A 22,679-nucleotide genomic window follows, 5' to 3' on the forward strand; every position below is an offset into this window, starting at 1 on the left:
ATTTTAGGATTTTTGACACAAGATATTGATTTTTATTTTTAGAGTGGTATAATACTTCATAGAACAACATTTTAGAAAAGAGCATGGATATGATTGTATTAGAAGAAAAGCTTGCAACCGTTCCCACCTTGTTTGTTGAAAAACGAGATGGTAGACGTGTAGTGTTTGATGTAGACAAGATTGACAAGGCTCTCCACAAGGCGGCAGAAAAAGTTATAGACCTTACGCCTCTAGTAGAAAAACGCCTAAATGGTCTAGTTGAAAGAATCGTGACTGAAATTCACAGTCGCTTCCCTCAAGGTGTCAAGATTTATGAAATTCAAAATGTCGTAGAACATGAACTCCTTGAAGCCAAAGAATATGCGCTGGCTGAGGAGTATATCACTTATCGGACACAGAGGGATTTTGAGCGCTCAAAAGCGACAGATATTAACTTTAGTATCCATAAGCTGCTCAATAAAGACCAAGCCGTTGTCAATGAAAATGCTAATAAAGACAGTGATGTTTTTAATACCCAGCGTGATTTGACAGCAGGGATTGTTGGGAAATCAATCGGATTGCAAATGCTTCCTAAGCACGTAGCCAATGCTCATCAAAAAGGGGATATCCACTATCATGACTTGGACTACAGCCCCTACACTCCGATGACTAACTGCTGTTTGATTGATTTTAAAGGCATGCTGGAGAATGGTTTTAAGATTGGAAATGCAGAGGTAGAGAGTCCCAAGTCTATCCAGACTGCGACAGCTCAGATTTCCCAAATCATCGCCAATGTTGCTTCTAGTCAGTACGGGGGCTGTTCAGCCGACCGTATCGATGAAGTCTTGGCGCCTTATGCAGAGAAGAATTACCAAAAACACCTCAAGGATGCGGAAGAATGGGTTTTGCCTGAGAAACGGGAAGATTACGGTTGGAAGAAAACTCAAAAAGATATCTATGATGCCATGCAATCTCTTGAGTATGAAATCAACACCCTCTTCACTTCAAATGGACAAACACCTTTTACTTCGCTCGGTTTTGGATTAGGAACTAATCGTTTTGAGCGGGAAATTCAAAAAGCTATCTTAAACATCCGAATCAAGGGACTTGGTTCAGAACACCGTACAGCTATCTTCCCTAAACTTATCTTTACATTAAAAAGAGGCCTCAACTTAGAAGAGGGGACTCCAAACTATGACATCAAACAGTTGGCCCTCGAGTGTGCAACCAAGCGGATGTACCCTGATGTCTTGTCCTACGATAAGATTATCGAACTGACTGGTTCTTTCAAGGTTCCTATGGGTTGTCGCTCCTTCCTCCAAGGCTGGAAAGATGAAAATGGCGTTGAGGTCAATTCAGGTCGGATGAATCTAGGTGTTGTGACGGTCAATTTGCCTCGTATCGCCCTCGAGTCTGAAGGAGATCTGAATAAGTTCTGGGAAATCTTCAACGAACGTATGAATATAGCAGAAGATGCTCTGGTTTACCGTGTTGAACGGACCAAGGAAGCAACACCAGCGAATGCCCCAATCCTCTATCAGTACGGGGCCTTCGGACGCCGTCTCGGAAAAGAAGAAAGTGTTGACCAACTCTTTAAGAATCGCCGTGCGACAGTTTCACTGGGCTACATTGGTTTGTACGAAGTGGCTACTGTCTTCTTTGGAAACAGCTGGGAAAGTAATCCAGAAGCCAAGGAATTCACACTGGAAATCATTCGCGATATGAAACGTCGTGTGGAAGAGTGGTCTGACCAATATGGTTACCATTTCTCTATCTACTCCACACCGTCTGAAAGTCTGACAGACCGCTTCTGTCGCTTGGATACAGAGAAGTTCGGCTCTATTCCTGATATTACGGATAAGGAATACTACACCAACTCTTTCCACTACGATGTCCGGAAAAATCCAACACCGTTTGAAAAATTAGACTTTGAGAAAGTTTATCCAGAAGCAGGTGCGTCAGGTGGTTTCATCCATTATTGTGAGTATCCAGTTCTTCAACAAAATCCTAAAGCCCTGGAAGCTGTTTGGGACTATGCCTATGACCGTGTCGGCTATCTAGGGACCAATACTCCGATTGATCGTTGCTACAAGTGTGACTTTGAAGGGGATTTTGAACCAACTGAGCGAGGATTCGCTTGTCCAAACTGTGGCAATAGCGACCCTAAAACAGTAGACGTGGTCAAACGTACGTGTGGTTATCTGGGAAATCCTCAAGCGCGTCCAATGGTTAATGGACGCCACAAGGAAATCGCTGCGCGTGTCAAACACATGAACGGTTCAACCATTAAAACAGCCGGACATGAAGTAACAAATTAGAAGGAAACGCAATGGGGAAATACCAATTAGACGATAAGGGACGTGCTCAAGTAACCCGTTATCATGAAAAACATTCGAAAGGTGGAGTAGGAAAAAAAGAACGCTTGCTCAACCTCAGAGAACAGTTTTTAAACAAGAACAAGAAAAAATAAAAGTGAGAGTCCGCTCTCGCTTTTCTCTTAATTGGAGGTAAAAATGATACTACGCAGACCAACATTGGCAGATAAAGAAACAGTTTTAGAGATGATGGCAGAGTTTGAACAGACTCAATCAGCCCACGATGGCGGATTTTGGGATGCTGAGAATTTTGTTTATGAAGAGTGGTTAAAAAACAATCAGGATCATGAAATGGGGATTAATTTGCCTGAAGGGTGGGTGCCTGATATTCAGTTAGTCGCTTTTTCGATAGATGGTCAAGCTGTAGGATTTCTCAATATCCGCTTGTGCCTCAATGACTTCTTATTGGAAGAAGGTGGACATATTGGCTACTCCATCCGCCCTTCTAAAAGAGGTAAAGGTTATGCCAAAGAAGCTCTCCGACAAGGCTTGCAAGTCGCCAAGGGAAAGAACATCAAAAAAGCGCTTGTGACCTGTAGCACAGAAAATCCAGCAAGCCGAGCTGTTATCTTAGCTAATGGTGGGGAGTTGGAGGATGTTCGAAACGGAACGGAGCGCTATTGGATTGATGTCGATTAAGGAGGAAGCATGGAGCTAAGACGACCAACTTTGGAAGATAAAGAAGCGATATTAGAGATGATTGCGGAGTTCGATGCAGCAAAATCCTATATACACGGTGGCATGGGCTCCGCTTGGAAGCGAGCAAAGGATTATGAGGATTGTTTAAAGATTGTAGAGCAGCAAGAGGATGCTGCCAACCTGCCAGTAGGCTGGGTTCCTGCAATCAAATTTTTATCCTTTGATGAGACTGGCTTACCTTTGGGATTTTTAGCCCTGCGCTTGTCCTTGAATGACAAATTATTTGTGGAAGGCGGTCATATTGGCTATTCTATCCGTCCCAGTCAACGAGGCAAAGGATATGGGAAGGAGCAGTTGAGATTAGGACTAGCGGAGGCTCGAAAGCAAGGATTGGAACGAGTGCTGATTACCTGCGATGAAGACAACGAAGCCAGCCGCCGCACGATTCTCTCCGCTGGCGGTGTTTACGAAAATACAATCGATAGAAGTCAGCGCTACTGGATAGAGTTGGAGTAGAAGTATGACATGGAATACACCAAAACCAGGAGAGTGGAAGAGTGAGGAACTGAGTCAAGGGCGCATCATCGACTACAAGGCTTTTAACTTTGTTGATGGAGAAGGCGTGCGCAACTCCCTCTACGTAGCAGGTTGTATGTTCCACTGTGAGGGCTGTTATAATGTTGCGACTTGGTCATTCAATGCAGGCATTCCTTATACAGAAGAGTTAGAAGAACAGATTATGGAAGACCTTGCCCAGCCCTATGTTCAAGGCTTGACCTTGCTAGGAGGAGAACCTTTTCTCAATACGGGGATTCTCTTGCCCCTCGTTAAACGCATTCGTAAGGAATTGCCAGATAAAGACATCTGGTCCTGGACAGGTTATACTTGGGAAGAAATGATGCTGGAGACTCCAGACAAGCTGGAACTCTTGTCGTTGATTGACATCCTTGTCGATGGTCGTTATGACAAAAGCAAGCGCAATCTCATGCTCCAGTTCCGAGGTTCCTCTAATCAGCGGATTATTGATGTGCAAAAATCCCTCAAAAGTGGGCAAATAGTTATTTGGGACAAGCTCAATGACGGAAAAGAAAGCTATGAACAGGTGAAGAGAGAATGAAGAAAAAAGACTTAATAGACCAACTGGTCTCAGAGATCGAAACGGGAAACGTCAAAACACTGGGGATCTACGGTCACGGTGCATCAGGCAAGTCAACCTTCGCTCAGGAATTATATCAAGCACTAGATTCTACTACAGTAAATTTACTAGAAACAGATCCCTATATCACTTCAGAACGTCACCTGGTAATACCAAAGCAAGCACCTGATCAAAAGGTGACAGCTTGTCTGCCAGTGGCGCATGAACTGGCAAGTTTGCAGAGAGATATTCTCGCCTTGCAGGCAGGCCTGGACATCTTGACGATTGATGAACCTTGGAAGCCAAGCGAAGTCTTATCTGGTTCGAAACCGATACTGCTTGTCGAAGGGATGTCTGTGGCTTTCCTACCCAAGGAACTCTTTGACAAAACTATCTGTTTCTACACGGATGAAGAGACCGAATTAAAGCGGCGCCTAGCTCGAGATACGACTATGAGAAATCGCGATGCTTCCTTTATACTAGCTAGCCATCAGATGAGACGGGAGCAGTATCAGCGTTACTATAGAGAAACCGAGTTTAAAGCAGATATCTTAGTGGATCAATCAGAAGATAAATTCAAAGTCAAAATGACTCGTATTATATAGAAGAAAAGATTGGTTTTAATAGTCGTAAATTAGTAATTGTATGAAGATGAAATAGGAAAACAGTTTCATCCCAAAAAAACGAAAAAACCTAACAAATCCCTTGCAATCGCAGGGGCTTTGTGTTATTCTACCGTGGTGCTGTAAATTACAGCCTTAGCTGTTATGCAAGAGGTTGTGATCACGATTGGATACATTGCCACGCAACGCGCGTCAGTTTCCTATTTTTGCTTTGAGTTTGAATCCCTTTATGTCCTAGACTTGAGCATAAAAAATGCTCGTTAAAAACTTTCCAAACTATATCAATAAGAGTTGGAAGGCTGGTCTTGGTCGAAGTCTGTATTGTTTTTCGGCTCTGATTGAGACCGGTAAATTGAACGTTTTGTTTACTATGGGTGCCATTCTCTCTAGGAAAAGGGAGTTGATAGTGAATGGCGAGATATATCCTATACGCAAAGAACGCTATTTCATTTTGTTGCGTGAAGTAGCCTATTGGTAGTTAGAAAGTTTAGAGCTGAGGTTGATTGCTAATCAGTCACCTTAGAAGTGAAAGTAAAAGGAGCGAAGGAATGTTTTTAAAAATAATCAGTAGTATCTCTACAAATAATTTCCAAGATCCAAACATGATGGAAAAAATTAGCCATCTATGGCAGGAGCACCAGAAAGAAGTAGAGGAGGCATTTGCCCAAGGGCTTCCGATTTATGCAGTCTATCATGATTATGTCAGCGACTACAAGGGGGATTACAGCTTGTCGCTCTGTAGTCTATCCGATAAAGAAGACTGGGATTTTGACACTTCAGGACAAACCTACCAAGTATTTGAGGTGGATACAAGTGATTCAAAAGGTTTTCTCCATACCTGGCAACAAATTTGGCAGGCAGAAGAAGCAAGAGAACTGCAACGTCAGTATAGTATTGATTTTGAAAAATATGATCCAGATCAGACAGTATCTATCTTTATCGCCACCCCCAAAAATGGATAAATTGTCAAACTAAGTTTTATTTACGAAAGAGGATCAGAACATACTCTAGTAACTTAGGTTAGTAAAAAAACGAAAAAAAAGCTAACAAATCCCTTGCAATCGCAGGGGCTTTGTGTTATTCTATTATGGTGCTGTAAATTACAGCCTTAGCTTTGATGCAAGAGGTTGCGATACGCTCGGTTGCATTGCCACGCAACGCGCGTCGGTTTTCTTGTGGAGCTAGCCTATTATCTTAAATAGACGAAAAGGAGAAAAAGATGGCAAACAAAAAAATCCGCATCCGTTTGAAAGCATACGAACACCGTACGCTTGACACAGCGGCTGCAAAAATCGTAGAATCAGCTACTCGTACAGGTGCACAAGTTGCGGGTCCAATCCCGCTTCCAACTGAGCGTAGCCTCTACACAATTATTCGTGCGACTCACAAATACAAAGACTCTCGCGAACAATTTGAAATGCGTACACACAAACGTTTGATCGATATCGTTAACCCAACTCAAAAAACAGTTGATGCCTTGATGAAATTGGATCTTCCAAGTGGTGTAAACGTAGAAATCAAACTTTAATCTAAAATATAAAAGAGCAGAAGCTAGTGTTTCAATTTAATTGAACACGGGCTAAACTCGGTGTGAAAAAGATAAACTTCCTAGTGTCTGTTAGACACTGCGTCAGTTTCCTATTTTCACTTTGAGTTTGACGCCCTTTGTATCTTAGACTTGAGCATGAAAAACGCTCGTTAAAAACTTTTTGAATAAAAAATATAGAAAAGGAACTATTTTCTCATGACAAAAGGAATCTTAGGGAAAAAAGTGGGAATGACTCAAATCTTCACTGAAGCTGGCGAATTGATCCCTGTAACAGTTATTGAAGCAACTCCAAACGTTGTTCTTCAAGTTAAAACTGTTGAAACAGACGGATACAACGCTATCCAAGTTGGTTTTGATGACAAACGCGAAGTATTGAGCAACAAACCTGCTAAAGGACATGTAGCGAAAGCTAACACGGCTCCTAAGCGCTTCATTCGTGAATTCAAAAACGTTGAAGGCTTGGAAGTTGGTGCTGAAATCACAGTTGAAACATTCGCAGCTGGAGACGTTGTTGACGTAACTGGTACTTCTAAAGGTAAAGGTTTCCAAGGTGTTATCAAACGCCACGGACAATCACGTGGACCAATGGCTCACGGTTCTCGTTACCACCGTCGTCCAGGTTCTATGGGACCTGTTGCACCTAACCGCGTATTCAAAGGTAAAAACCTTGCAGGACGTATGGGTGGCGACCGCGTAACAATTCAAAACCTTGAAGTTGTACAAGTTGTTCCAGAAAAGAACGTTATCCTTATCAAAGGTAACGTACCAGGTGCTAAGAAATCTCTTATCACTATCAAATCAGCAGTTAAAGCTGGTAAATAATAAAGAAAGGGGAAATCAGTCACAATGGCAAACGTAACATTATTTGACCAAACTGGTAAAGAAGCTGGCCAAGTTGTTCTTAACGATGCAGTATTTGGTATTGAACCAAATGAATCAGTTGTGTTTGATGTGATCATCAGCCAACGCGCAAGCCTTCGTCAAGGAACACACGCTGTTAAAAACCGCTCTGCAGTATCAGGTGGTGGACGCAAACCATGGCGTCAAAAAGGAACTGGACGTGCTCGTCAAGGTTCTATCCGCTCACCACAATGGCGTGGTGGTGGTGTTGTCTTCGGACCAACTCCACGTTCATACGGCTACAAACTTCCACAAAAAGTTCGTCGCCTAGCTCTTAAATCAGTTTACTCTGAAAAAGTTGCTGAAAACAAATTTGTAGCCGTTGATTCTCTTGAATTTACAGCTCCAAAAACTGCTGAATTTGCAAAAGTTCTTGCAGCTTTGAGCATCGATTCTAAAGTCCTTGTTATTCTTGAAGAAGGAAACGAATTCGCAGCTCTTTCAGCTCGTAACCTTCCAAACGTGAAAGTTGCAACTGCTACAACTGCAAGTGTTCTTGACATCGCAAATAGCGACAAACTTCTTGTCACACAAGCAGCTATCTCTAAAATCGAGGAGGTTCTTGCATAATGAATTTGTATGATGTTATCAAAAAACCTGTCATCACTGAAAGCTCAATGGCTCAACTTGAAGCAGGAAAATATGTATTTGAAGTTGACACTCGTGCACACAAACTTTTGATCAAGCAAGCTGTTGAAGCTGCTTTCGAAGGTGTTAAAGTTGCCAACGTTAACACAATCAACGTAAAACCAAAAGCAAAACGTGTTGGACGTTACACTGGTTTTACTAACAAAACTAAAAAAGCTATCATCACACTTACAGCTGATTCAAAAGCAATCGAGTTGTTTGCTGCTGAAGCTGAATAATCTAAGGAGGAAATATCGTGGGAATTCGTGTTTATAAACCAACAACAAACGGTCGCCGTAATATGACTTCTTTGGATTTCGCTGAAATCACAACAAGCACTCCTGAAAAATCATTGCTTGTTGCTTTGAAGAGCAAGGCTGGTCGTAACAACAACGGTCGTATCACTGTTCGTCACCAAGGTGGTGGACACAAACGTTTCTACCGTTTGGTTGACTTCAAACGTAACAAAGACAATGTTGAAGCTGTTGTTAAAACTATCGAGTACGATCCAAACCGTTCTGCAAACATCGCTCTTGTACACTACACTGACGGTGTGAAAGCATACATTATCGCTCCAAAAGGTCTTGAAGTAGGTCAACGTATCGTTTCAGGTCCAGAAGCAGATATCAAAGTCGGAAACGCTCTTCCACTTGCTAACATCCCAGTTGGTACTTTGATCCACAGCATCGAGTTGAAACCAGGTCGTGGTGGAGAATTAGTTCGTGCAGCTGGAGCTTCTGCTCAAGTATTGGGTCAAGAAGGTAAATACGTTCTTGTTCGTCTTCAATCTGGCGAAGTTCGTATGATTCTTGGAACTTGTCGTGCTACAGTTGGTGTTGTCGGTAACGAACAACATGGACTTGTAAACCTTGGTAAAGCAGGACGTAGCCGTTGGAAAGGTATCCGCCCAACAGTTCGTGGTTCTGTAATGAACCCTAACGATCACCCACACGGTGGTGGTGAAGGTAAAGCACCAGTTGGTCGTAAAGCGCCATCTACTCCATGGGGCAAACCTGCTCTTGGTCTTAAAACTCGTAACAAGAAAGCGAAATCTGACAAACTTATCGTTCGTCGTCGCAACGAGAAATAATAGTAAACTAGTCGCCTAAGCAACTAGGAAATCCGCCAGCTCGGTAGCGCTCCATGTGAGCGCAAGCCGCTGTGGTACAACATTTAAAGGAGAAAATATAAAAATGGGACGCAGTCTTAAAAAAGGACCTTTCGTCGATGAGCATTTGATGAAAAAAGTTGAAGCTCAAGCTAACGACGAAAAGAAAAAAGTTATCAAAACTTGGTCACGTCGTTCAACGATCTTCCCAAGTTTCATTGGTTACACTATTGCAGTTTATGACGGACGTAAACACGTACCTGTTTACATCCAAGAGGACATGGTAGGTCACAAACTTGGTGAATTTGCACCAACTCGTACTTACAAAGGTCACGCTGCAGACGACAAGAAAACACGTAGAAAATAAGGAGAACATAAATGGCAGAAATTACTTCAGCTAAAGCAATGGCTCGTACAGTACGTGTTTCACCTCGTAAATCACGTCTTGTTCTTGACAACATCCGTGGTAAAAGCGTAGCCGATGCTATTGCAATCTTGACATTCACACCAAACAAAGCTGCTGAAATCATCTTGAAAGTTTTGAACTCAGCTGTAGCTAACGCTGAAAACAACTTTGGTTTGGACAAAGCTAACTTGGTAGTATCTGAAGCATTTGCAAACGAAGGACCAACTATGAAACGTTTCCGTCCACGTGCGAAAGGTTCAGCTTCACCAATCAACAAACGTACAGCTCACATCACTGTAGCTGTTGCAGAAAAATAAGGAGGTAACATCGTGGGTCAAAAAGTACATCCAATTGGTATGCGTGTCGGCATCATCCGTGATTGGGATGCCAAATGGTATGCTGAAAAAGAATACGCGGATTACCTTCATGAAGATCTTGCAATCCGTAAATTCGTTCAAAAAGAACTTGCTGACGCAGCAGTTTCAACTATCGAAATTGAACGCGCAGTAAACAAAGTTAACGTTTCACTTCACACTGCTAAACCAGGTATGGTTATCGGTAAAGGTGGTGCTAACGTTGATGCACTCCGTGCAAAACTTAACAAATTGACTGGAAAACAAGTACACATCAACATCATCGAAATCAAACAACCTGATTTGGATGCTCACCTTGTAGGTGAAGGAATTGCTCGTCAATTGGAGCAACGTGTTGCTTTCCGTCGTGCACAAAAACAAGCAATCCAACGTGCAATGCGTGCTGGAGCTAAAGGAATCAAAACTCAAGTATCAGGTCGTTTGAACGGTGCAGATATCGCCCGTGCTGAAGGATACTCTGAAGGAACTGTTCCACTTCACACACTTCGTGCAGATATCGATTACGCTTGGGAAGAAGCAGATACTACATACGGTAAACTTGGTGTTAAAGTATGGATCTACCGTGGTGAAGTTCTTCCAGCTCGTAAAAACACTAAAGGAGGTAAATAACCAATGTTAGTACCTAAACGTGTTAAACACCGTCGTGAATTCCGTGGAAAAATGCGCGGTGAAGCAAAAGGTGGAAAAGAAGTAGCATTCGGTGAATACGGTCTTCAAGCTACAACTAGCCACTGGATCACTAACCGCCAAATCGAAGCTGCTCGTATCGCCATGACTCGTTACATGAAACGTGGTGGTAAAGTTTGGATTAAAATCTTCCCACACAAATCATACACTGCTAAAGCTATCGGTGTGCGTATGGGATCTGGTAAAGGGGCGCCTGAAGGTTGGGTAGCACCAGTTAAACGTGGTAAAGTGATGTTCGAAATCGCTGGTGTATCTGAAGAAATCGCTCGCGAAGCGCTTCGTCTTGCAAGCCACAAATTGCCAGTTAAATGTAAATTCGTAAAACGTGAAGCAGAATAAGGAGAAGGCATGAAACTTAATGAAGTAAAAGAATTTGTTAAAGAACTTCGTGGTCTTTCTCAAGAAGAACTCGCGAAGCGCGAAAACGAATTGAAAAAAGAATTGTTTGAACTTCGTTTCCAAGCTGCTACTGGTCAATTGGAACAAACAGCTCGCTTGAAAGAAGTTAAAAAACAAATCGCTCGTATCAAAACAGTTCAATCTGAAGCGAAATAATAGACTAGGGAAGGAGAAATTTCAATGGAACGCAATAATCGTAAAGTTCTTGTTGGACGTGTTGTATCTGACAAAATGGACAAGACAATCACAGTTGTAGTTGAAACAAAACGTAACCACCCAGTCTATGGTAAACGTATTAACTACTCTAAGAAATACAAAGCACATGATGAAAACAATGTTGCCAAAGAAGGCGATATCGTACGTATCATGGAAACTCGTCCGCTTTCAGCTACAAAACGTTTCCGTCTTGTAGAAGTTGTTGAAGAAGCGGTCATCATCTAATCAAACCTGAAAGGAGAAAACTGAAATGATTCAAACAGAAACTCGTTTGAAAGTCGCAGACAACAGCGGTGCGCGCGAAATCTTGACTATCAAAGTTCTTGGTGGTTCAGGACGTAAATTTGCAAACATCGGTGATGTTATCGTGGCATCTGTAAAACAAGCTACTCCTGGTGGTGCGGTTAAAAAAGGTGACGTTGTAAAAGCTGTTATCGTTCGTACTAAATCAGGTGCTCGTCGTGCTGATGGTTCATACATCAAATTTGACGAAAATGCAGCCGTTATCATCCGTGATGACAAAACTCCTCGCGGAACACGTATCTTTGGCCCAGTTGCACGTGAATTGCGTGAAGGTGGCTTCATGAAGATCGTGTCACTTGCTCCAGAAGTACTTTAATTTTTAGAAACAAACTAGTCCCCTAGCTTCAAGCTAGGGTGCCCTTATGGGCGTAAGAAAAATCAAGGAGAAACCTAATGTTTGTAAAAAAAGGCGACAAAGTTCGCGTAATCGCTGGTAAAGATAAGGGAACAGAAGCTGTTGTCCTTACTGCCCTTCCAAAAGTAAACAAAGTTATCGTTGAAGGTGTGAACATCGTTAAGAAACACCAACGTCCAACTAACGAACTTCCTCAAGGTGGTATCATCGAGAAAGAAGCAGCTATCCACGTATCAAACGTTCAAGTTTTAGATAAAAACGGTGTAGCTGGTCGTGTTGGTTACAAATTTGTAGACGGTAAAAAAGTTCGCTACAACAAAAAATCAGGCGAAGTGCTTGATTAATCACGAAGGAAAGGAGAAGTATAATGGCAAATCGTTTAAAAGAAAAATATCTTAATGAAGTAGTTCCTGCTTTGACAGAACAATTCAACTACTCATCAGTGATGGCTGTGCCTAAAGTAGATAAGATCGTTTTGAACATGGGTGTTGGTGAAGCTGTATCAAACGCTAAAAGTCTTGAAAAAGCTGCTGAAGAATTGGCACTTATCTCAGGTCAAAAACCACTTATCACTAAAGCTAAAAAATCAATCGCCGGCTTCCGTCTTCGTGAAGGTGTAGCGATCGGTGCAAAAGTTACCCTTCGTGGTGAACGTATGTACGAATTCTTGGATAAATTGGTTTCAGTTTCACTTCCACGTGTACGTGACTTCCACGGTGTTCCAACAAAATCATTTGATGGACGCGGAAACTACACACTTGGTGTGAAAGAACAATTGATCTTCCCAGAAATCAACTTTGATGACGTTGACAAAACTCGTGGTCTTGACATCGTTATCGTAACAACTGCTAACACTGACGAAGAGTCACGTGCATTGCTTACAGGCCTTGGAATGCCTTTTGCAAAATAATATAGGAGGTAAATCTAATGGCTAAAAAATCAATGATTGCTAAGAACAAACGTCCAGCGAAGTTCTCTACTCAAGCTTATACTCGTTGTGAAAAATGTGGTCGTCCACATTCAGTTTACCGCAAATTTAAACTTTGCCGTGTTTGCTTCCGTGAATTAGCTTACAAAGGACAAATTCCTGGTGTAACAAAAGCATCTTGGTAATATCATGATACAAAGAGCGTAACAACCACAGCAAAAATAGGAAATTTGGTGAAGGAGCGATGCTCCAAATCAAATTTATCTTTTTTGCACAGGTTGTAGCTCGTGTTCAAATAAGAGTTCTCTCATTTGAATGTGTCAATACTATCTGAGCATAGCTCAATCATTAACTAGCAAGTGCAACTTGCAAACTACTAGTAAGAGGAGAAAAACAAAATGGTTATGACTGACCCAATCGCAGACTTCCTAACTCGTATTCGTAACGCTAACCAAGCGAAACACGAAGTGCTTGAAGTACCTGCATCAAACATCAAAAAAGGGATTGCTGAAATCCTTAAACGCGAAGGTTTTGTTAAGAACGTAGAAATCATCGAAGATGACAAACAAGGCATCATCCGTGTATTCCTTAAATACGGACCAAACGGTGAAAAAGTTATCACTAACTTGAAACGTGTTTCTAAACCAGGACTTCGTATCTACAAAAAACGTGAAGATCTTCCAAAAGTTCTTAACGGACTTGGAATTGCTATTCTTTCAACTTCTGAAGGTTTGCTTACTGATAAAGAAGCTCGCCAAAAGAACGTTGGTGGGGAAGTTATCGCTTACGTTTGGTAATATTTAGTTCCCAATTTCTTTGTGACTCTTCGTTATCGTCTCTTGCCTAACCCAAAGTTATGCCGGCGAGACGATGCCTAGATTCACTTTGAAATTGAAACCTAAATGTTCCTTTAAATCGAGAAATCGATTTAACCCCCGTGAAAACTGGCCGTTCTGGCCTGACAATTTAACAGGAGAATAAAAACATGTCACGTATTGGTAATAAAGTTATCGTGTTGCCTGCTGGTGTTGAAATCACTAACAATGACAACGTTGTAACTGTAAAAGGACCTAAAGGAGAACTTACTCGTGAGTTCTCAAAAGATATTGAAATTCGTGTGGAAGGTACTGAAGTAACTCTTCACCGTCCAAACGATTCAAAAGAAATGAAAACAATCCACGGAACTACTCGTGCCCTTTTGAACAACATGGTAATTGGTGTATCAGAAGGATTCAAGAAAGAACTTGAAATGCGCGGGGTTGGTTACCGTGCACAACTTCAAGGATCTAAACTTGTTTTGGCTGTTGGTAAATCTCATCCAGACGAAGTTGAAGCTCCAGAAGGAATTACTTTTGAACTTCCAAACCCAACAACAATCGTTGTTAGCGGAATTTCAAAAGAAGTAGTTGGTCAAACAGCTGCTTACGTACGTAGCCTTCGTTCACCAGAACCATATAAAGGTAAAGGTATCCGTTACGTTGGTGAATTCGTTCGCCGTAAAGAAGGTAAAACAGGTAAATAATGTTGAGTGGGTGATTTTTAACCACCAACCTATTTTCCAACTTAGTGCATAGCACACGATTTAAAACTAAAGAGGTGAAAACTGTGATTTCTAAACCAGATAAAAACAAACTCCGCCAAAAACGCCACCGTCGCGTTCGCGGAAAACTCTCTGGAACTGCTGATCGCCCACGTTTGAACGTATTCCGTTCTAATACAGGCATCTACGCTCAAGTGATTGATGACGTAGCGGGTGTAACGCTCGCAAGTGCTTCAACTCTTGACAAAGAAGTTTCAAAAGGAACTAAAACTGAACAAGCCGTTACTGTCGGTAAACTCGTTGCAGAACGTGCAAACGCTAAAGGTATTTCAGAAGTGGTGTTCGACCGCGGTGGATATCTATATCACGGACGTGTGAAAGCTTTGGCTGATGCAGCTCGTGAAAACGGATTGAAATTCTAATAGGAGGACACTAGAAAATGGCATTTAAAGACAATGCAGTTGAATTAGAAGAACGCGTAGTTGCTGTCAACCGTGTTACAAAAGTTGTTAAAGGTGGACGTCGTCTTCGTTTCGCAGCTCTTGTTGTTGTTGGTGACCACAACGGTCGCGTAGGATTTGGTACTGGTAAAGCTCAAGAAGTTCCAGAAGCAATCCGCAAAGCAGTAGAAGATGCTAAGAAAAACTTGATTGAAGTTCCTATGGTTGGAACAACAATCCCACACGAAGTTCTTTCAGAATTCGGTGGAGCTAAAGTATTGTTGAAACCTGCTGTAGAAGGTTCTGGAGTTGCCGCTGGTGGTGCAGTTCGTGCCGTTGTGGAATTGGCAGGTGTGGCAGATATTACATCTAAATCACTTGGTTCTAACACTCCAATCAACATTGTTCGCGCAACTGTTGAAGGTTTGAAACAATTGAAACGCGCTGAAGAAGTTGCTGCCCTTCGTGGTATCTCAGTTTCTGATTTGGCATAAGAAAGGGGATAAAATGGCTCAAATTAAAATTACTTTGACTAAGTCTCCAATCGGACGCATTCCATCACAACGTAAAACTGTTGTAGCACTTGGACTTGGCAAATTGAACAGCTCTGTTATCAAAGAAGACAACGCTGCTATCCGTGGTATGATCACTGCAGTATCTCACTTGGTAACAGTTGAAGAAGTAAACTAATGAATTTTTAGGGGATGTGGCAATACTCATCCCCTAAAACTAGGTATAGTCATCTAAGATGACGATGTATAGGCGAGTTGATAAGGGAGACAACCTTTTCTCTCTTATCGGCGCTAGCATTTTACAAAAGAGGAGAAAATAATAATGAAACTTCATGAATTGAAACCTGCAGAAGGTTCTCGTAAAGTACGTAACCGTGTTGGTCGTGGTACTTCATCAGGTAACGGTAAAACATCTGGTCGCGGTCAAAAAGGTCAAAAAGCTCGTAGCGGTGGCGGAGTTCGCCTCGGTTTTGAAGGTGGACAAACTCCATTGTTCCGTCGTCTTCCAAAACGCGGATTCACTAATATCAACGCTAAAGAATACGCAATTGTAAACCTTGACCAATTGAACGTCTTTGAAGACGGTGCGGAAGTAACTCCAGTTGTACTTATCGAATCAGGAATTGTGAAAGCTGAAAAATCAGGAGTTAAAATTCTTGGTAACGGTGAGTTGACTAAGAAATTGACTGTGAAAGCAGCTAAATTCTCTAAATCAGCTGAGGAAGCTATCACTGCTAAAGGTGGTTCTGTAGAAGTCATCTAAGAGAGGTGACCCATGTTTTTTAAATTACTAAAAGAAGCGCTCAAGGTTAAACAAGTTCGATCAAAAATTCTCTTTACGATTTTTATCATTCTTGTTTTCCGTATTGGGACAAGTATCACTGTTCCAGGTGTGAATGCGAAAAGTTTGGAAGCTCTCAGTGGTTTATCTTTCTTGAACATGCTTAGTCTTGTTTCAGGGAATGCCATGAAGAACTTCTCCGTTTTTGCACTCGGAGTAAGTCCGTATATCACTGCTTCCATCGTTGTTCAATTGCTACAAATGGATATTTTACCGAAGTTTGTAGAATGGGGCAAACAAGGGGAAGTAGGACGGAGAAAACTAAACCAAGCTACTCGTTATATTGCACTTGTACTTGCATTTGTTCAATCTATCGGGATTACAGCAGGATTTAATACTCTATCTGGAGCGAAATTATTAACGACAGCTTTAACTCCACAGGTTTTTGTTACCATTGGTATTATCCTCACGGCAGGTAGTATGATTGTAACGTGGCTCGGGGAACAAATTACAGATAAGGGATACGGAAACGGTGTTTCTATGATTATCTTTGCAGGTATTGTTGCTTCAATTCCTGAAATGATTAAAGGAATCTATGTTGACTACTTCGTCAATATTCCAAGTAGCCGTTTGACTTCATCTATTATCTTTGTCGTTATTTTGATTATCGCTGTCTTGTTGATTGTATACTTTACAACCTTTGTTCAACAGGCAGAATATAAAATTCCAATCCAATATACAAAAGTTGCTCAAGGAGCCCCATCAAGCTCATACCTTCCATTGAAGGTAAACCCAGCGGGGGTTATCCCAGTTATCTTTGCAAGTTCCATTACAGCAGCACCTGCAGCCATTCTTCAGTTTTTGAGTGCTACAGGTCATGATTGGGCTTGGGTACGTACAGCACAGGAAATGTTATCTACAACATCTCCGACAGGTGTTGCTATGTATGCCTTGTTGATCATTCTCTTTACATTCTTCTATACATTTGTACAGATCAATCCAGAGAAAGCAGCAGAAAACTTGCAAAAGAGTGGAGCCTACATTCATGGTGTCCGTCCTGGTAAGGGAACTGAAGAGTTCATGTCGAAACTTCTTCGTCGCCTTGCGACTGTCGGATCAATCTTCCTTGGTGTGATTTCAATCTTGCCGATTGTGGCAAAAGATGTCTTTGGTCTTTCAGAAGCTGTTGCTTTTGGGGGAACTAGTCTTTTGATCATTATCTCAACTGGTATCGAAGGAATCAAACAGCTAGAAGGTTACCTATTGAAACGTAAGTATGTTGGTTTCATGGACAAAACAGAATAAAAGCAAGATTACTTTTGCTTAGAGAGTGGAGTATGAAGGTCTATCTATCAGAGAGATTTTCGTCTCCCCTCTTCTATTTTGTTTTTAAATAGGGGTTGAAAGAGATTTCTGCTTCTATTTAAATACAAAATAAGGAGATCCTATCATGAATCTTTTGATTATGGGCTTACCTGGAGCAGGTAAGGGAACGCAAGCAGCTAAAATTGTGGAGCAATTCCACGTGGCACACATTTCAACTGGAGATATGTTCCGTGCTGCTATGGCAAATCAAACTGAAATGGGTGTACTTGCAAAGTCATACATCGACAAAGGTGAGTTGGTTCCAGATGAAGTTACAAATGGAATCGTTAAAGAACGCCTTTCACAGGACGACATCAAGGAAACAGGTTTCTTGTTGGATGGTTACCCACGTACGATTGAACAAGCCCATGCCTTGGACAAAACATTGGCGGAACTCGGTATCGAACTAGAAGGTGTGATCAATATCGAAGTGAACCCAGATTGTCTCTTGGAACGTTTGAGTGGCCGTATCATCCACCGCGAAACAGGTGAAACCTTCCACAAGGTTTTCAACCCACCAGTTGACTACAAAGAAGAAGATTATTACCAACGCGAAGATGACAAACCTGAGACAGTGAAGCGTCGTTTGGATGTGAATATCGCCCAAGGTGAACCAATCATTGCTCACTACCGTGCCAAAGGATTAGTCCACGATATCGAAGGAAATCAAGATATCAATGATGTGTTCAAAGACATCGAAAAAGTATTGACAAATTTGAAATAAAGCGTTTTTCACACTTGCAAAAAATCGCTACAAATGTTATACTGAGATAGTCTGACTTATAATTGTTGTCTCTGTTTTCAGAGGCATCGAATCGAAATTTATGGAGGTGCTTTTGCGTGGCAAAAGACGATGTGATTGAAGTTGAAGGCAAAGTAGTTGATACAATGCCTAACGCAATGTTTACGGTTGAACTTGAAAATGGACATCAGATTTTAGCAACAGTTTCTGGTAAAATTCGTAAAAACTATATTCGTATTTTAGCGGGAGATCGTGTTACTGTCGAGATGAGTCCATATGACTTGACACGTGGACGTATCACTTACCGCTTTAAATAATCGAAAAACTTGGAGGGATAAGAAATGAAAGTAAGACCATCGGTCAAACCAATTTGCGAATACTGTAAAGTAATTCGTCGTAATGGTCGTGTTATGGTAATTTGCCCAGCAAATCCAAAACACAAACAACGTCAAGGATAAGATAGAAAGGAGAAAACATGGCTCGTATTGCTGGAGTTGACATTCCAAATGACAAACGCGTAGTAATCTCATTGACTTATGTTTATGGTATCGGACTTGCAACATCTAAGAAAATTTTGGCTGCTGCTGGAATCTCAGAAGATGTTCGTGTACGTGACCTTACATCAGACCAAGAAGATGCTATCCGTCGTGAAGTGGATGCAATCAAAGTTGAAGGTGACCTTCGTCGTGAAGTAAACTTGAACATCAAACGTTTGATGGAAATCGGTTCATACCGTGGTATTCGTCACCGTCGTGGACTTCCTGTCCGTGGACAAAACACTAAAAACAACGCTCGCACTCGTAAAGGTAAAGCTGTTGCGATTGCTGGTAAGAAAAAATAATATAGGAGGTAAAAGTCTTGGCTAAACCAACACGTAAACGTCGTGTGAAAAAGAATATCGAATCTGGTATTGCTCATATTCACGCTACATTTAATAACACTATTGTTATGATTACTGATGTGCATGGTAATGCAATTGCTTGGTCATCAGCTGGTGCTCTTGGTTTCAAAGGTTCTCGTAAATCTACACCATTCGCTGCTCAAATGGCTTCTGAAGCTGCTGCTAAATCTGCACAAGAACACGGTCTTAAATCAGTTGAAGTTACTGTAAAAGGTCCAGGTTCTGGTCGTGAGTCAGCTATTCGTGCGCTTGCTGCCGCTGGTCTTGAAGTAACAGCAATTCGTGATGTGACTCCAGTGCCACACAATGGTGCTCGTCCTCCAAAACGTCGCCGTGTATAATCATCGCATTACACTGCTTTTCGTTTAAGAGGGAGTAACTAAATGATTGAGTTTGAAAAACCAAATATAACAAAAATTGATGAAAATAAAGATTATGGCAAGTTTGTAATCGAACCACTTGAACGTGGTTACGGTACAACTCTTGGTAACTCTCTTCGTCGTGTACTACTAGCTTCTCTACCAGGAGCAGCAGTGACATCTATCAACATTGAAGGTGTCTTGCATGAGTTCGACACAGTTCCAGGTGTTCGTGAAGACGTGATGCAAATCATTCTGAACATTAAAGGGATTGCAGTGAAATCATACGTTGAAGACGAAAAAATCATTGAACTTGACGTTGAAGGTCCCGCTGAAATTACAGCTGGAGACATTTTGACTGACAGTGATATTGAGATTGTAAATCCAGATCATTATCTCTTTACAATCGGTGAAGGGTCTTCCCTAAAAGCGACAATGACTGTTAACAGTGGTCGTGGATATGTACCTGCTGATGAAAACAAAAAAGATAATGCACCAGTTGGAACACTTGCTGTAGATTCTATTTATACACCAGTTACAAAAGTCAACTATCAAGTAGAGCCTGCTCGTGTAGGTAGCAATGATGGATTTGACAAATTAACCCTTGAAATCTTGACTAATGGAACAATTATTCCAGAAGATGCTTTAGGGCTTTCAGCACGTATCTTGACAGAACATCTTGATTTGTTTACAAATCTTACTGAGATTGCTAAGTCAACTGAAGTGATGAAAGAAGCTGATACTGAATCTGACGACCGAATTTTGGATCGTACGATTGAGGAACTGGACTTGTCTGTGCGTTCATACAACTGTTTGAAACGTGCCGGTATCAATACTGTGCATGATTTGACAGAAAAATCTGAAGCAGAGATGATGAAAGTACGAAATCTTGGACGCAAGAGTTTGGAAGAAGTGAAACTCAAACTCATTGACTTGGGTCTTGGATTAAAAGATAAATAAAGGAGGAATACATGGCTTACCGTAAACTAGGACGCACTAGCTCACAACGTAAAGCAATGCTTCGCGATTTGACAACTGACCTTTTGATCAACGAATCAATCGTGACAACTGAAGCTCGTGCTAAAGAAATCCGTAAAACTGTTGAAAAAATGATTACTCTAGGTAAACGTGGTGATTTGCATGCACGTCGTCAAGCAGCTGCTTTCGTACGTAATGAAATCGCATCTGAAAACTATGATGAAGCAACTGATAAGTACACTTCTACTACAGCACTTCAAAAATTGTTCTCAGAAATCGCACCTCGTTATGCTGAACGTAACGGTGGATACACTCGTATCCTTAAAACTGAACCACGTCGTGGTGATGCTGCGCCAATGGCGATCATCGAATTAGTATAAAATCATCAATTTTGTTGAGTGTTATGATGATGGAGTCTTGTGCTCTTAGTCTAGCTCTGGTCTACCGCTGGGACTTCGGTCCTAGCGGGAACACTCATCATCATTTGATAGGGTAGACGCTTGTTTACGAAATTGTTTTTTTGTTTAAGAACAACTTCGTAAGCAGGCGTTTTTTAGTATTTTCTATGGAAATATGCTATACTAGGAAAAAAGAAAATCAAAAACGTTCAGGTTTTCTAAAAATCGTAGAAATGGGGTATAAGGATGAAGGCTATTATTACAGTGGTTGGTAAGGACAAGGCTGGGATCGTTGCAGGCGTGTCTACTAAGATTGCAGAGTTGGGTTTGAATATTGACGATATTTCTCAGACGGTGTTGGATGAATACTTTACTATGATGGCAGTCGTTTCTAGTGACGAAAAACAGGATTTCACTTATCTGCGAAATGAGTTTGAAACTTTCGGCCAGACCTTGAATGTCAAAATCAATATTCAAAGTGCGGCGATTTTTGACGCTATGTATAATATCTAGGAGGTGGCTATGGATATTAGACAAGTTACAGAAACCATTGCCATGATCGAGGAGCAGAACTTCGATATCAGAACCATCACCATGGGGATTTCTCTTTTGGACTGTATTGATCCAGATATCAATCGTGCTGCTGAAAAGATTTACCAAAAAATCACCACTAAAGCTGCAAATCTAGTAGCTGTAGGAGATGAAATTGCTGCGGAACTAGGGATTCCTATTGTTAATAAACGGGTATCGGTGACTCCGATTTCTTTAATTGGTGCTGCGACTGATGCGACAGACTATGTTGTTTTGGCAAAAGCACTTGACAAGGCTGCCAAGGAGATTGGTGTTGACTTTATTGGTGGATTCTCAGCTTTGGTACAAAAAGGCTACCAAAAAGGAGATGAAATTCTCATCAATTCTATCCCCCGCGCTCTAGCTGAGACAGATAAGGTCTGTTCGTCCGTTAATATTGGCTCAACTAAATCAGGTATCAACATGACTGCGGTCGCTGATATGGGACGTATCATCAAGGAAACAGCTATGTTGTCAGATATGGGTGCGGCCAAGTTGGTCGTATTTGCTAATGCTGTTGAGGACAATCCTTTTATGGCAGGGGCCTTTCATGGTGTTGGCGAAGCAGATGTTATCATCAATGTCGGGGTTTCGGGTCCTGGTGTGGTCAAGCGTGCCTTGGAAAAAGTTCGTGGACAGAGCTTTGATGTAGTAGCGGAAACAGTCAAGAAAACGGCCTTCAAGATTACTCGTATCGGTCAATTAGTTGGTCAGATGGCCAGCGAGAGACTGGGTGTTGACTTTGGAATTGTCGACCTAAGCTTGGCGCCCACTCCTGCGGTTGGTGATTCTGTGGCTCGTGTCCTTGAGGAAATGGGCCTAGAAACAGTTGGTACACATGGGACGACGGCTGCCCTTGCTCTTTTGAATGACCAAGTTAAGAAGGGCGGAGTGATGGCTTGTAACCAAGTCGGTGGCTTGTCAGGTGCTTTTATCCCCGTTTCTGAAGATGAGGGGATGATTGCTGCGGTGCAAGATGGTTCTCTGAATTTAGAGAAACTAGAAGCCATGACGGCTATCTGTTCAGTTGGACTGGATATGATTGCCATTCCGGAAGATACGCCTGCTGAAACCATTGCAGCTATGATTGCGGATGAGGCGGCAATCGGTGTTATTAACATGAAAACAACGGCTGTCCGTATTATTCCAAAGGGCAAAGAAGGCGATATGATTGAGTTTGGTGGTTTGCTAGGGACAGCTCCAGTTATGAAGGTCAACGGGGCTTCGTCTGTTGATTTCATCTCTCGCGGTGGGCAAATCCCAGCTCCAATCCATAGTTTTAAAAATTAATAAAAAAGCGAGAGGATTTAAGTTGAGTTTAAGGATGACTGTGTATACTATAATCATTAAATAAAGACCTCCTAACTTTATTTAATAGAAATCCTAAACTTTTTCATAATAATCTCCTAGGGAAGCTACCATGAGGGTAGCTTTTCTTTTGGGTAATTTACAAATGTTGGCTTTGCTTTTGAAAGCCGAATATTTCTTTG

The 22,679-nt window shown here is 41.7% G+C and carries 38 protein-coding genes; all 38 read left to right on the top strand.

The window, feature by feature from the left end:
- The first annotated feature begins 89 nt into the window (after positions 1–89).
- The 38 genes from nrdD to I6H78_RS06345 all read left to right on the top strand — a co-directional run bounded on the left by nrdD (position 90) and on the right by I6H78_RS06345 (position 22,479).
- Positions 90–2,297, top strand: a complete 2,208-nt coding sequence (gene nrdD / locus I6H78_RS06160; protein ID WP_198459133.1) for an anaerobic ribonucleoside-triphosphate reductase — start codon at positions 90–92, stop codon at positions 2,295–2,297.
- A gap of 11 nt (positions 2,298–2,308) precedes the next feature.
- Entirely contained in the window at positions 2,309–2,449 is a 141-nt protein-coding gene (locus I6H78_RS06165) for a hypothetical protein (RefSeq protein WP_000521629.1), read from the top strand.
- A gap of 43 nt (positions 2,450–2,492) precedes the next feature.
- The gene (locus I6H78_RS06170) at positions 2,493–2,993 is read left to right on the top strand and encodes a GNAT family N-acetyltransferase (protein WP_198459134.1); all 501 of its coding nucleotides are present in this window, start codon (positions 2,493–2,495) and stop codon (positions 2,991–2,993) included.
- Positions 2,994–3,002: 9 nt separating this feature from the next.
- Positions 3,003–3,509 (top strand): GNAT family N-acetyltransferase, encoded by a 507-nt coding sequence (locus I6H78_RS06175; RefSeq protein ID WP_198459135.1) that lies wholly within the window; start codon positions 3,003–3,005, stop codon positions 3,507–3,509.
- Positions 3,510–3,513: 4 nt separating this feature from the next.
- Positions 3,514–4,110, top strand: a complete 597-nt coding sequence (gene nrdG / locus I6H78_RS06180; RefSeq protein ID WP_198459136.1) for an anaerobic ribonucleoside-triphosphate reductase activating protein — start codon at positions 3,514–3,516, stop codon at positions 4,108–4,110.
- The gene (locus I6H78_RS06185; protein ID WP_198459137.1) at positions 4,107–4,733 is read left to right on the top strand and encodes a uridine kinase family protein; all 627 of its coding nucleotides are present in this window, start codon (positions 4,107–4,109) and stop codon (positions 4,731–4,733) included. The genes nrdG and I6H78_RS06185 overlap by 4 nt, the downstream gene beginning before the upstream one ends.
- Positions 4,734–5,299: 566 nt before the next feature.
- The gene (locus I6H78_RS06190; RefSeq protein ID WP_000478846.1) at positions 5,300–5,713 is read left to right on the top strand and encodes an effector binding domain-containing protein; all 414 of its coding nucleotides are present in this window, start codon (positions 5,300–5,302) and stop codon (positions 5,711–5,713) included.
- A gap of 257 nt (positions 5,714–5,970) precedes the next feature.
- On the top strand, positions 5,971–6,279 hold the full coding sequence (gene rpsJ, locus I6H78_RS06195; RefSeq protein WP_001284513.1) for a 30S ribosomal protein S10: 309 nt from the start codon (positions 5,971–5,973) through the stop codon (positions 6,277–6,279).
- 216 nt (positions 6,280–6,495) lie between these two features.
- A complete protein-coding gene (gene rplC, locus I6H78_RS06200) occupies positions 6,496–7,122 on the top strand; it encodes a 50S ribosomal protein L3 (RefSeq protein WP_000160197.1) in 627 nt (208 codons plus the stop codon).
- Positions 7,123–7,146: 24 nt separating this feature from the next.
- Positions 7,147–7,770 (top strand): 50S ribosomal protein L4, encoded by a 624-nt coding sequence (gene rplD / locus I6H78_RS06205; protein ID WP_000024539.1) that lies wholly within the window; start codon positions 7,147–7,149, stop codon positions 7,768–7,770.
- On the top strand, positions 7,770–8,066 hold the full coding sequence (locus tag I6H78_RS06210; RefSeq protein WP_001055347.1) for a 50S ribosomal protein L23: 297 nt from the start codon (positions 7,770–7,772) through the stop codon (positions 8,064–8,066). The genes rplD and I6H78_RS06210 overlap by 1 nt, the downstream gene beginning before the upstream one ends.
- A gap of 17 nt (positions 8,067–8,083) precedes the next feature.
- A complete protein-coding gene (gene rplB, locus I6H78_RS06215; RefSeq protein ID WP_125425016.1) occupies positions 8,084–8,917 on the top strand; it encodes a 50S ribosomal protein L2 in 834 nt (277 codons plus the stop codon).
- 103 nt (positions 8,918–9,020) lie between these two features.
- Positions 9,021–9,302 (top strand): 30S ribosomal protein S19, encoded by a 282-nt coding sequence (gene rpsS / locus I6H78_RS06220; protein WP_000533766.1) that lies wholly within the window; start codon positions 9,021–9,023, stop codon positions 9,300–9,302.
- An 11-nt stretch (positions 9,303–9,313) separates the two neighbouring features.
- Positions 9,314–9,658, top strand: a complete 345-nt coding sequence (gene rplV / locus I6H78_RS06225; protein WP_000818137.1) for a 50S ribosomal protein L22 — start codon at positions 9,314–9,316, stop codon at positions 9,656–9,658.
- A 12-nt stretch (positions 9,659–9,670) separates the two neighbouring features.
- Complete coding sequence (gene rpsC, locus I6H78_RS06230) at positions 9,671–10,324, top strand: 30S ribosomal protein S3 (RefSeq protein WP_000529936.1); 654 nt, start codon at positions 9,671–9,673, stop codon at positions 10,322–10,324.
- Between the two features lie 3 nt (positions 10,325–10,327).
- Positions 10,328–10,741 carry a 50S ribosomal protein L16 gene (rplP, locus tag I6H78_RS06235; protein ID WP_000960946.1) on the top strand — a complete coding sequence of 138 codons (414 nt, stop codon included), beginning with the start codon at positions 10,328–10,330 and terminating at the stop codon, positions 10,739–10,741.
- Between the two features lie 9 nt (positions 10,742–10,750).
- Positions 10,751–10,957 carry a 50S ribosomal protein L29 gene (gene rpmC / locus I6H78_RS06240; protein ID WP_000772918.1) on the top strand — a complete coding sequence of 69 codons (207 nt, stop codon included), beginning with the start codon at positions 10,751–10,753 and terminating at the stop codon, positions 10,955–10,957.
- A 24-nt stretch (positions 10,958–10,981) separates the two neighbouring features.
- Complete coding sequence (gene rpsQ / locus I6H78_RS06245; RefSeq protein ID WP_000440801.1) at positions 10,982–11,242, top strand: 30S ribosomal protein S17; 261 nt, start codon at positions 10,982–10,984, stop codon at positions 11,240–11,242.
- Positions 11,243–11,267: 25 nt separating this feature from the next.
- Positions 11,268–11,636, top strand: a complete 369-nt coding sequence (gene rplN / locus I6H78_RS06250; protein ID WP_002928796.1) for a 50S ribosomal protein L14 — start codon at positions 11,268–11,270, stop codon at positions 11,634–11,636.
- A gap of 77 nt (positions 11,637–11,713) precedes the next feature.
- A complete protein-coding gene (gene rplX, locus I6H78_RS06255; protein WP_000497691.1) occupies positions 11,714–12,019 on the top strand; it encodes a 50S ribosomal protein L24 in 306 nt (101 codons plus the stop codon).
- Positions 12,020–12,042: 23 nt separating this feature from the next.
- Positions 12,043–12,585 (top strand): 50S ribosomal protein L5, encoded by a 543-nt coding sequence (gene rplE, locus I6H78_RS06260; RefSeq protein WP_000013542.1) that lies wholly within the window; start codon positions 12,043–12,045, stop codon positions 12,583–12,585.
- 17 nt (positions 12,586–12,602) lie between these two features.
- Complete coding sequence (locus I6H78_RS06265) at positions 12,603–12,788, top strand: type Z 30S ribosomal protein S14 (protein WP_001085697.1); 186 nt, start codon at positions 12,603–12,605, stop codon at positions 12,786–12,788.
- A gap of 213 nt (positions 12,789–13,001) precedes the next feature.
- Positions 13,002–13,400 carry a 30S ribosomal protein S8 gene (gene rpsH / locus I6H78_RS06270; protein WP_049543957.1) on the top strand — a complete coding sequence of 133 codons (399 nt, stop codon included), beginning with the start codon at positions 13,002–13,004 and terminating at the stop codon, positions 13,398–13,400.
- A gap of 188 nt (positions 13,401–13,588) precedes the next feature.
- On the top strand, positions 13,589–14,125 hold the full coding sequence (gene rplF, locus I6H78_RS06275; RefSeq protein ID WP_000086624.1) for a 50S ribosomal protein L6: 537 nt from the start codon (positions 13,589–13,591) through the stop codon (positions 14,123–14,125).
- Positions 14,126–14,208: 83 nt separating this feature from the next.
- Positions 14,209–14,565: a 50S ribosomal protein L18 gene (rplR, locus tag I6H78_RS06280; RefSeq protein ID WP_004244055.1), complete on the top strand. Its 357-nt coding sequence runs from the start codon at positions 14,209–14,211 to the stop codon at positions 14,563–14,565.
- 17 nt (positions 14,566–14,582) lie between these two features.
- Positions 14,583–15,077, top strand: coding sequence for a 30S ribosomal protein S5 (gene rpsE, locus I6H78_RS06285; protein WP_000874204.1), 495 nt, complete (start codon positions 14,583–14,585; stop codon positions 15,075–15,077).
- A 13-nt stretch (positions 15,078–15,090) separates the two neighbouring features.
- On the top strand, positions 15,091–15,273 hold the full coding sequence (rpmD, locus tag I6H78_RS06290; RefSeq protein WP_000057241.1) for a 50S ribosomal protein L30: 183 nt from the start codon (positions 15,091–15,093) through the stop codon (positions 15,271–15,273).
- Positions 15,274–15,417: 144 nt separating this feature from the next.
- Entirely contained in the window at positions 15,418–15,858 is a 441-nt protein-coding gene (gene rplO / locus I6H78_RS06295) for a 50S ribosomal protein L15 (protein WP_000766091.1), read from the top strand.
- Positions 15,859–15,870: 12 nt separating this feature from the next.
- Positions 15,871–17,181, top strand: coding sequence for a preprotein translocase subunit SecY (gene secY / locus I6H78_RS06300; RefSeq protein ID WP_000465385.1), 1,311 nt, complete (start codon positions 15,871–15,873; stop codon positions 17,179–17,181).
- A gap of 145 nt (positions 17,182–17,326) precedes the next feature.
- The gene (locus I6H78_RS06305; RefSeq protein ID WP_001050433.1) at positions 17,327–17,965 is read left to right on the top strand and encodes an adenylate kinase; all 639 of its coding nucleotides are present in this window, start codon (positions 17,327–17,329) and stop codon (positions 17,963–17,965) included.
- Between the two features lie 116 nt (positions 17,966–18,081).
- Positions 18,082–18,300 (top strand): translation initiation factor IF-1, encoded by a 219-nt coding sequence (infA, locus tag I6H78_RS06310; RefSeq protein WP_001029883.1) that lies wholly within the window; start codon positions 18,082–18,084, stop codon positions 18,298–18,300.
- Between the two features lie 24 nt (positions 18,301–18,324).
- Positions 18,325–18,441: a 50S ribosomal protein L36 gene (gene rpmJ / locus I6H78_RS06315; RefSeq protein WP_001808836.1), complete on the top strand. Its 117-nt coding sequence runs from the start codon at positions 18,325–18,327 to the stop codon at positions 18,439–18,441.
- A gap of 17 nt (positions 18,442–18,458) precedes the next feature.
- Positions 18,459–18,824: a 30S ribosomal protein S13 gene (rpsM, locus tag I6H78_RS06320; RefSeq protein ID WP_000090781.1), complete on the top strand. Its 366-nt coding sequence runs from the start codon at positions 18,459–18,461 to the stop codon at positions 18,822–18,824.
- 17 nt (positions 18,825–18,841) lie between these two features.
- Positions 18,842–19,225: a 30S ribosomal protein S11 gene (gene rpsK / locus I6H78_RS06325; protein WP_001118385.1), complete on the top strand. Its 384-nt coding sequence runs from the start codon at positions 18,842–18,844 to the stop codon at positions 19,223–19,225.
- A gap of 42 nt (positions 19,226–19,267) precedes the next feature.
- Positions 19,268–20,203 carry a DNA-directed RNA polymerase subunit alpha gene (locus tag I6H78_RS06330; protein ID WP_000568993.1) on the top strand — a complete coding sequence of 312 codons (936 nt, stop codon included), beginning with the start codon at positions 19,268–19,270 and terminating at the stop codon, positions 20,201–20,203.
- Between the two features lie 11 nt (positions 20,204–20,214).
- On the top strand, positions 20,215–20,601 hold the full coding sequence (rplQ, locus tag I6H78_RS06335; RefSeq protein ID WP_000331493.1) for a 50S ribosomal protein L17: 387 nt from the start codon (positions 20,215–20,217) through the stop codon (positions 20,599–20,601).
- 264 nt (positions 20,602–20,865) lie between these two features.
- On the top strand, positions 20,866–21,132 hold the full coding sequence (locus I6H78_RS06340; protein WP_000644111.1) for an ACT domain-containing protein: 267 nt from the start codon (positions 20,866–20,868) through the stop codon (positions 21,130–21,132).
- Positions 21,133–21,141: 9 nt separating this feature from the next.
- Positions 21,142–22,479, top strand: a complete 1,338-nt coding sequence (locus I6H78_RS06345) for a PFL family protein (protein WP_198459138.1) — start codon at positions 21,142–21,144, stop codon at positions 22,477–22,479.
- Positions 22,480–22,679 lie beyond the last annotated feature (200 nt).

It is taken from the genome of Streptococcus oralis (assembly GCF_016127915.1).
In the GTDB taxonomy this organism is placed as follows: domain Bacteria; phylum Bacillota; class Bacilli; order Lactobacillales; family Streptococcaceae; genus Streptococcus; species Streptococcus oralis_BO.

Coding starts and splice junctions, on each gene's coding strand:
- secY (WP_000465385.1), top strand. CDS start 15,871: ATGTTTTTTAAATTACTAAAAGAAGCGCTCAAGGTTAAACAAGTTCGA.
- rpsH (WP_049543957.1), top strand. CDS start 13,002: ATGGTTATGACTGACCCAATCGCAGACTTCCTAACTCGTATTCGTAAC.
- rplX (WP_000497691.1), top strand. CDS start 11,714: ATGTTTGTAAAAAAAGGCGACAAAGTTCGCGTAATCGCTGGTAAAGAT.
- rpmJ (WP_001808836.1), top strand. CDS start 18,325: ATGAAAGTAAGACCATCGGTCAAACCAATTTGCGAATACTGTAAAGTA.
- rplF (WP_000086624.1), top strand. CDS start 13,589: ATGTCACGTATTGGTAATAAAGTTATCGTGTTGCCTGCTGGTGTTGAA.
- I6H78_RS06305 (WP_001050433.1), top strand. CDS start 17,327: ATGAATCTTTTGATTATGGGCTTACCTGGAGCAGGTAAGGGAACGCAA.
- I6H78_RS06175 (WP_198459135.1), top strand. CDS start 3,003: ATGGAGCTAAGACGACCAACTTTGGAAGATAAAGAAGCGATATTAGAG.
- rpsM (WP_000090781.1), top strand. CDS start 18,459: ATGGCTCGTATTGCTGGAGTTGACATTCCAAATGACAAACGCGTAGTA.
- I6H78_RS06190 (WP_000478846.1), top strand. CDS start 5,300: ATGTTTTTAAAAATAATCAGTAGTATCTCTACAAATAATTTCCAAGAT.
- I6H78_RS06265 (WP_001085697.1), top strand. CDS start 12,603: ATGGCTAAAAAATCAATGATTGCTAAGAACAAACGTCCAGCGAAGTTC.
- rplC (WP_000160197.1), top strand. CDS start 6,496: ATGACAAAAGGAATCTTAGGGAAAAAAGTGGGAATGACTCAAATCTTC.
- nrdG (WP_198459136.1), top strand. CDS start 3,514: ATGACATGGAATACACCAAAACCAGGAGAGTGGAAGAGTGAGGAACTG.
- I6H78_RS06330 (WP_000568993.1), top strand. CDS start 19,268: ATGATTGAGTTTGAAAAACCAAATATAACAAAAATTGATGAAAATAAA.
- rplD (WP_000024539.1), top strand. CDS start 7,147: ATGGCAAACGTAACATTATTTGACCAAACTGGTAAAGAAGCTGGCCAA.
- I6H78_RS06340 (WP_000644111.1), top strand. CDS start 20,866: ATGAAGGCTATTATTACAGTGGTTGGTAAGGACAAGGCTGGGATCGTT.
- rplN (WP_002928796.1), top strand. CDS start 11,268: ATGATTCAAACAGAAACTCGTTTGAAAGTCGCAGACAACAGCGGTGCG.
- rpmD (WP_000057241.1), top strand. CDS start 15,091: ATGGCTCAAATTAAAATTACTTTGACTAAGTCTCCAATCGGACGCATT.
- rplO (WP_000766091.1), top strand. CDS start 15,418: ATGAAACTTCATGAATTGAAACCTGCAGAAGGTTCTCGTAAAGTACGT.
- I6H78_RS06345 (WP_198459138.1), top strand. CDS start 21,142: ATGGATATTAGACAAGTTACAGAAACCATTGCCATGATCGAGGAGCAG.
- rpmC (WP_000772918.1), top strand. CDS start 10,751: ATGAAACTTAATGAAGTAAAAGAATTTGTTAAAGAACTTCGTGGTCTT.
- rplE (WP_000013542.1), top strand. CDS start 12,043: ATGGCAAATCGTTTAAAAGAAAAATATCTTAATGAAGTAGTTCCTGCT.
- rpsE (WP_000874204.1), top strand. CDS start 14,583: ATGGCATTTAAAGACAATGCAGTTGAATTAGAAGAACGCGTAGTTGCT.
- rpsS (WP_000533766.1), top strand. CDS start 9,021: ATGGGACGCAGTCTTAAAAAAGGACCTTTCGTCGATGAGCATTTGATG.
- rplQ (WP_000331493.1), top strand. CDS start 20,215: ATGGCTTACCGTAAACTAGGACGCACTAGCTCACAACGTAAAGCAATG.
- rpsQ (WP_000440801.1), top strand. CDS start 10,982: ATGGAACGCAATAATCGTAAAGTTCTTGTTGGACGTGTTGTATCTGAC.
- I6H78_RS06170 (WP_198459134.1), top strand. CDS start 2,493: ATGATACTACGCAGACCAACATTGGCAGATAAAGAAACAGTTTTAGAG.
- nrdD (WP_198459133.1), top strand. CDS start 90: ATGATTGTATTAGAAGAAAAGCTTGCAACCGTTCCCACCTTGTTTGTT.
- I6H78_RS06185 (WP_198459137.1), top strand. CDS start 4,107: ATGAAGAAAAAAGACTTAATAGACCAACTGGTCTCAGAGATCGAAACG.
- rplP (WP_000960946.1), top strand. CDS start 10,328: ATGTTAGTACCTAAACGTGTTAAACACCGTCGTGAATTCCGTGGAAAA.
- I6H78_RS06165 (WP_000521629.1), top strand. CDS start 2,309: ATGGGGAAATACCAATTAGACGATAAGGGACGTGCTCAAGTAACCCGT.
- I6H78_RS06210 (WP_001055347.1), top strand. CDS start 7,770: ATGAATTTGTATGATGTTATCAAAAAACCTGTCATCACTGAAAGCTCA.
- rpsJ (WP_001284513.1), top strand. CDS start 5,971: ATGGCAAACAAAAAAATCCGCATCCGTTTGAAAGCATACGAACACCGT.
- rplV (WP_000818137.1), top strand. CDS start 9,314: ATGGCAGAAATTACTTCAGCTAAAGCAATGGCTCGTACAGTACGTGTT.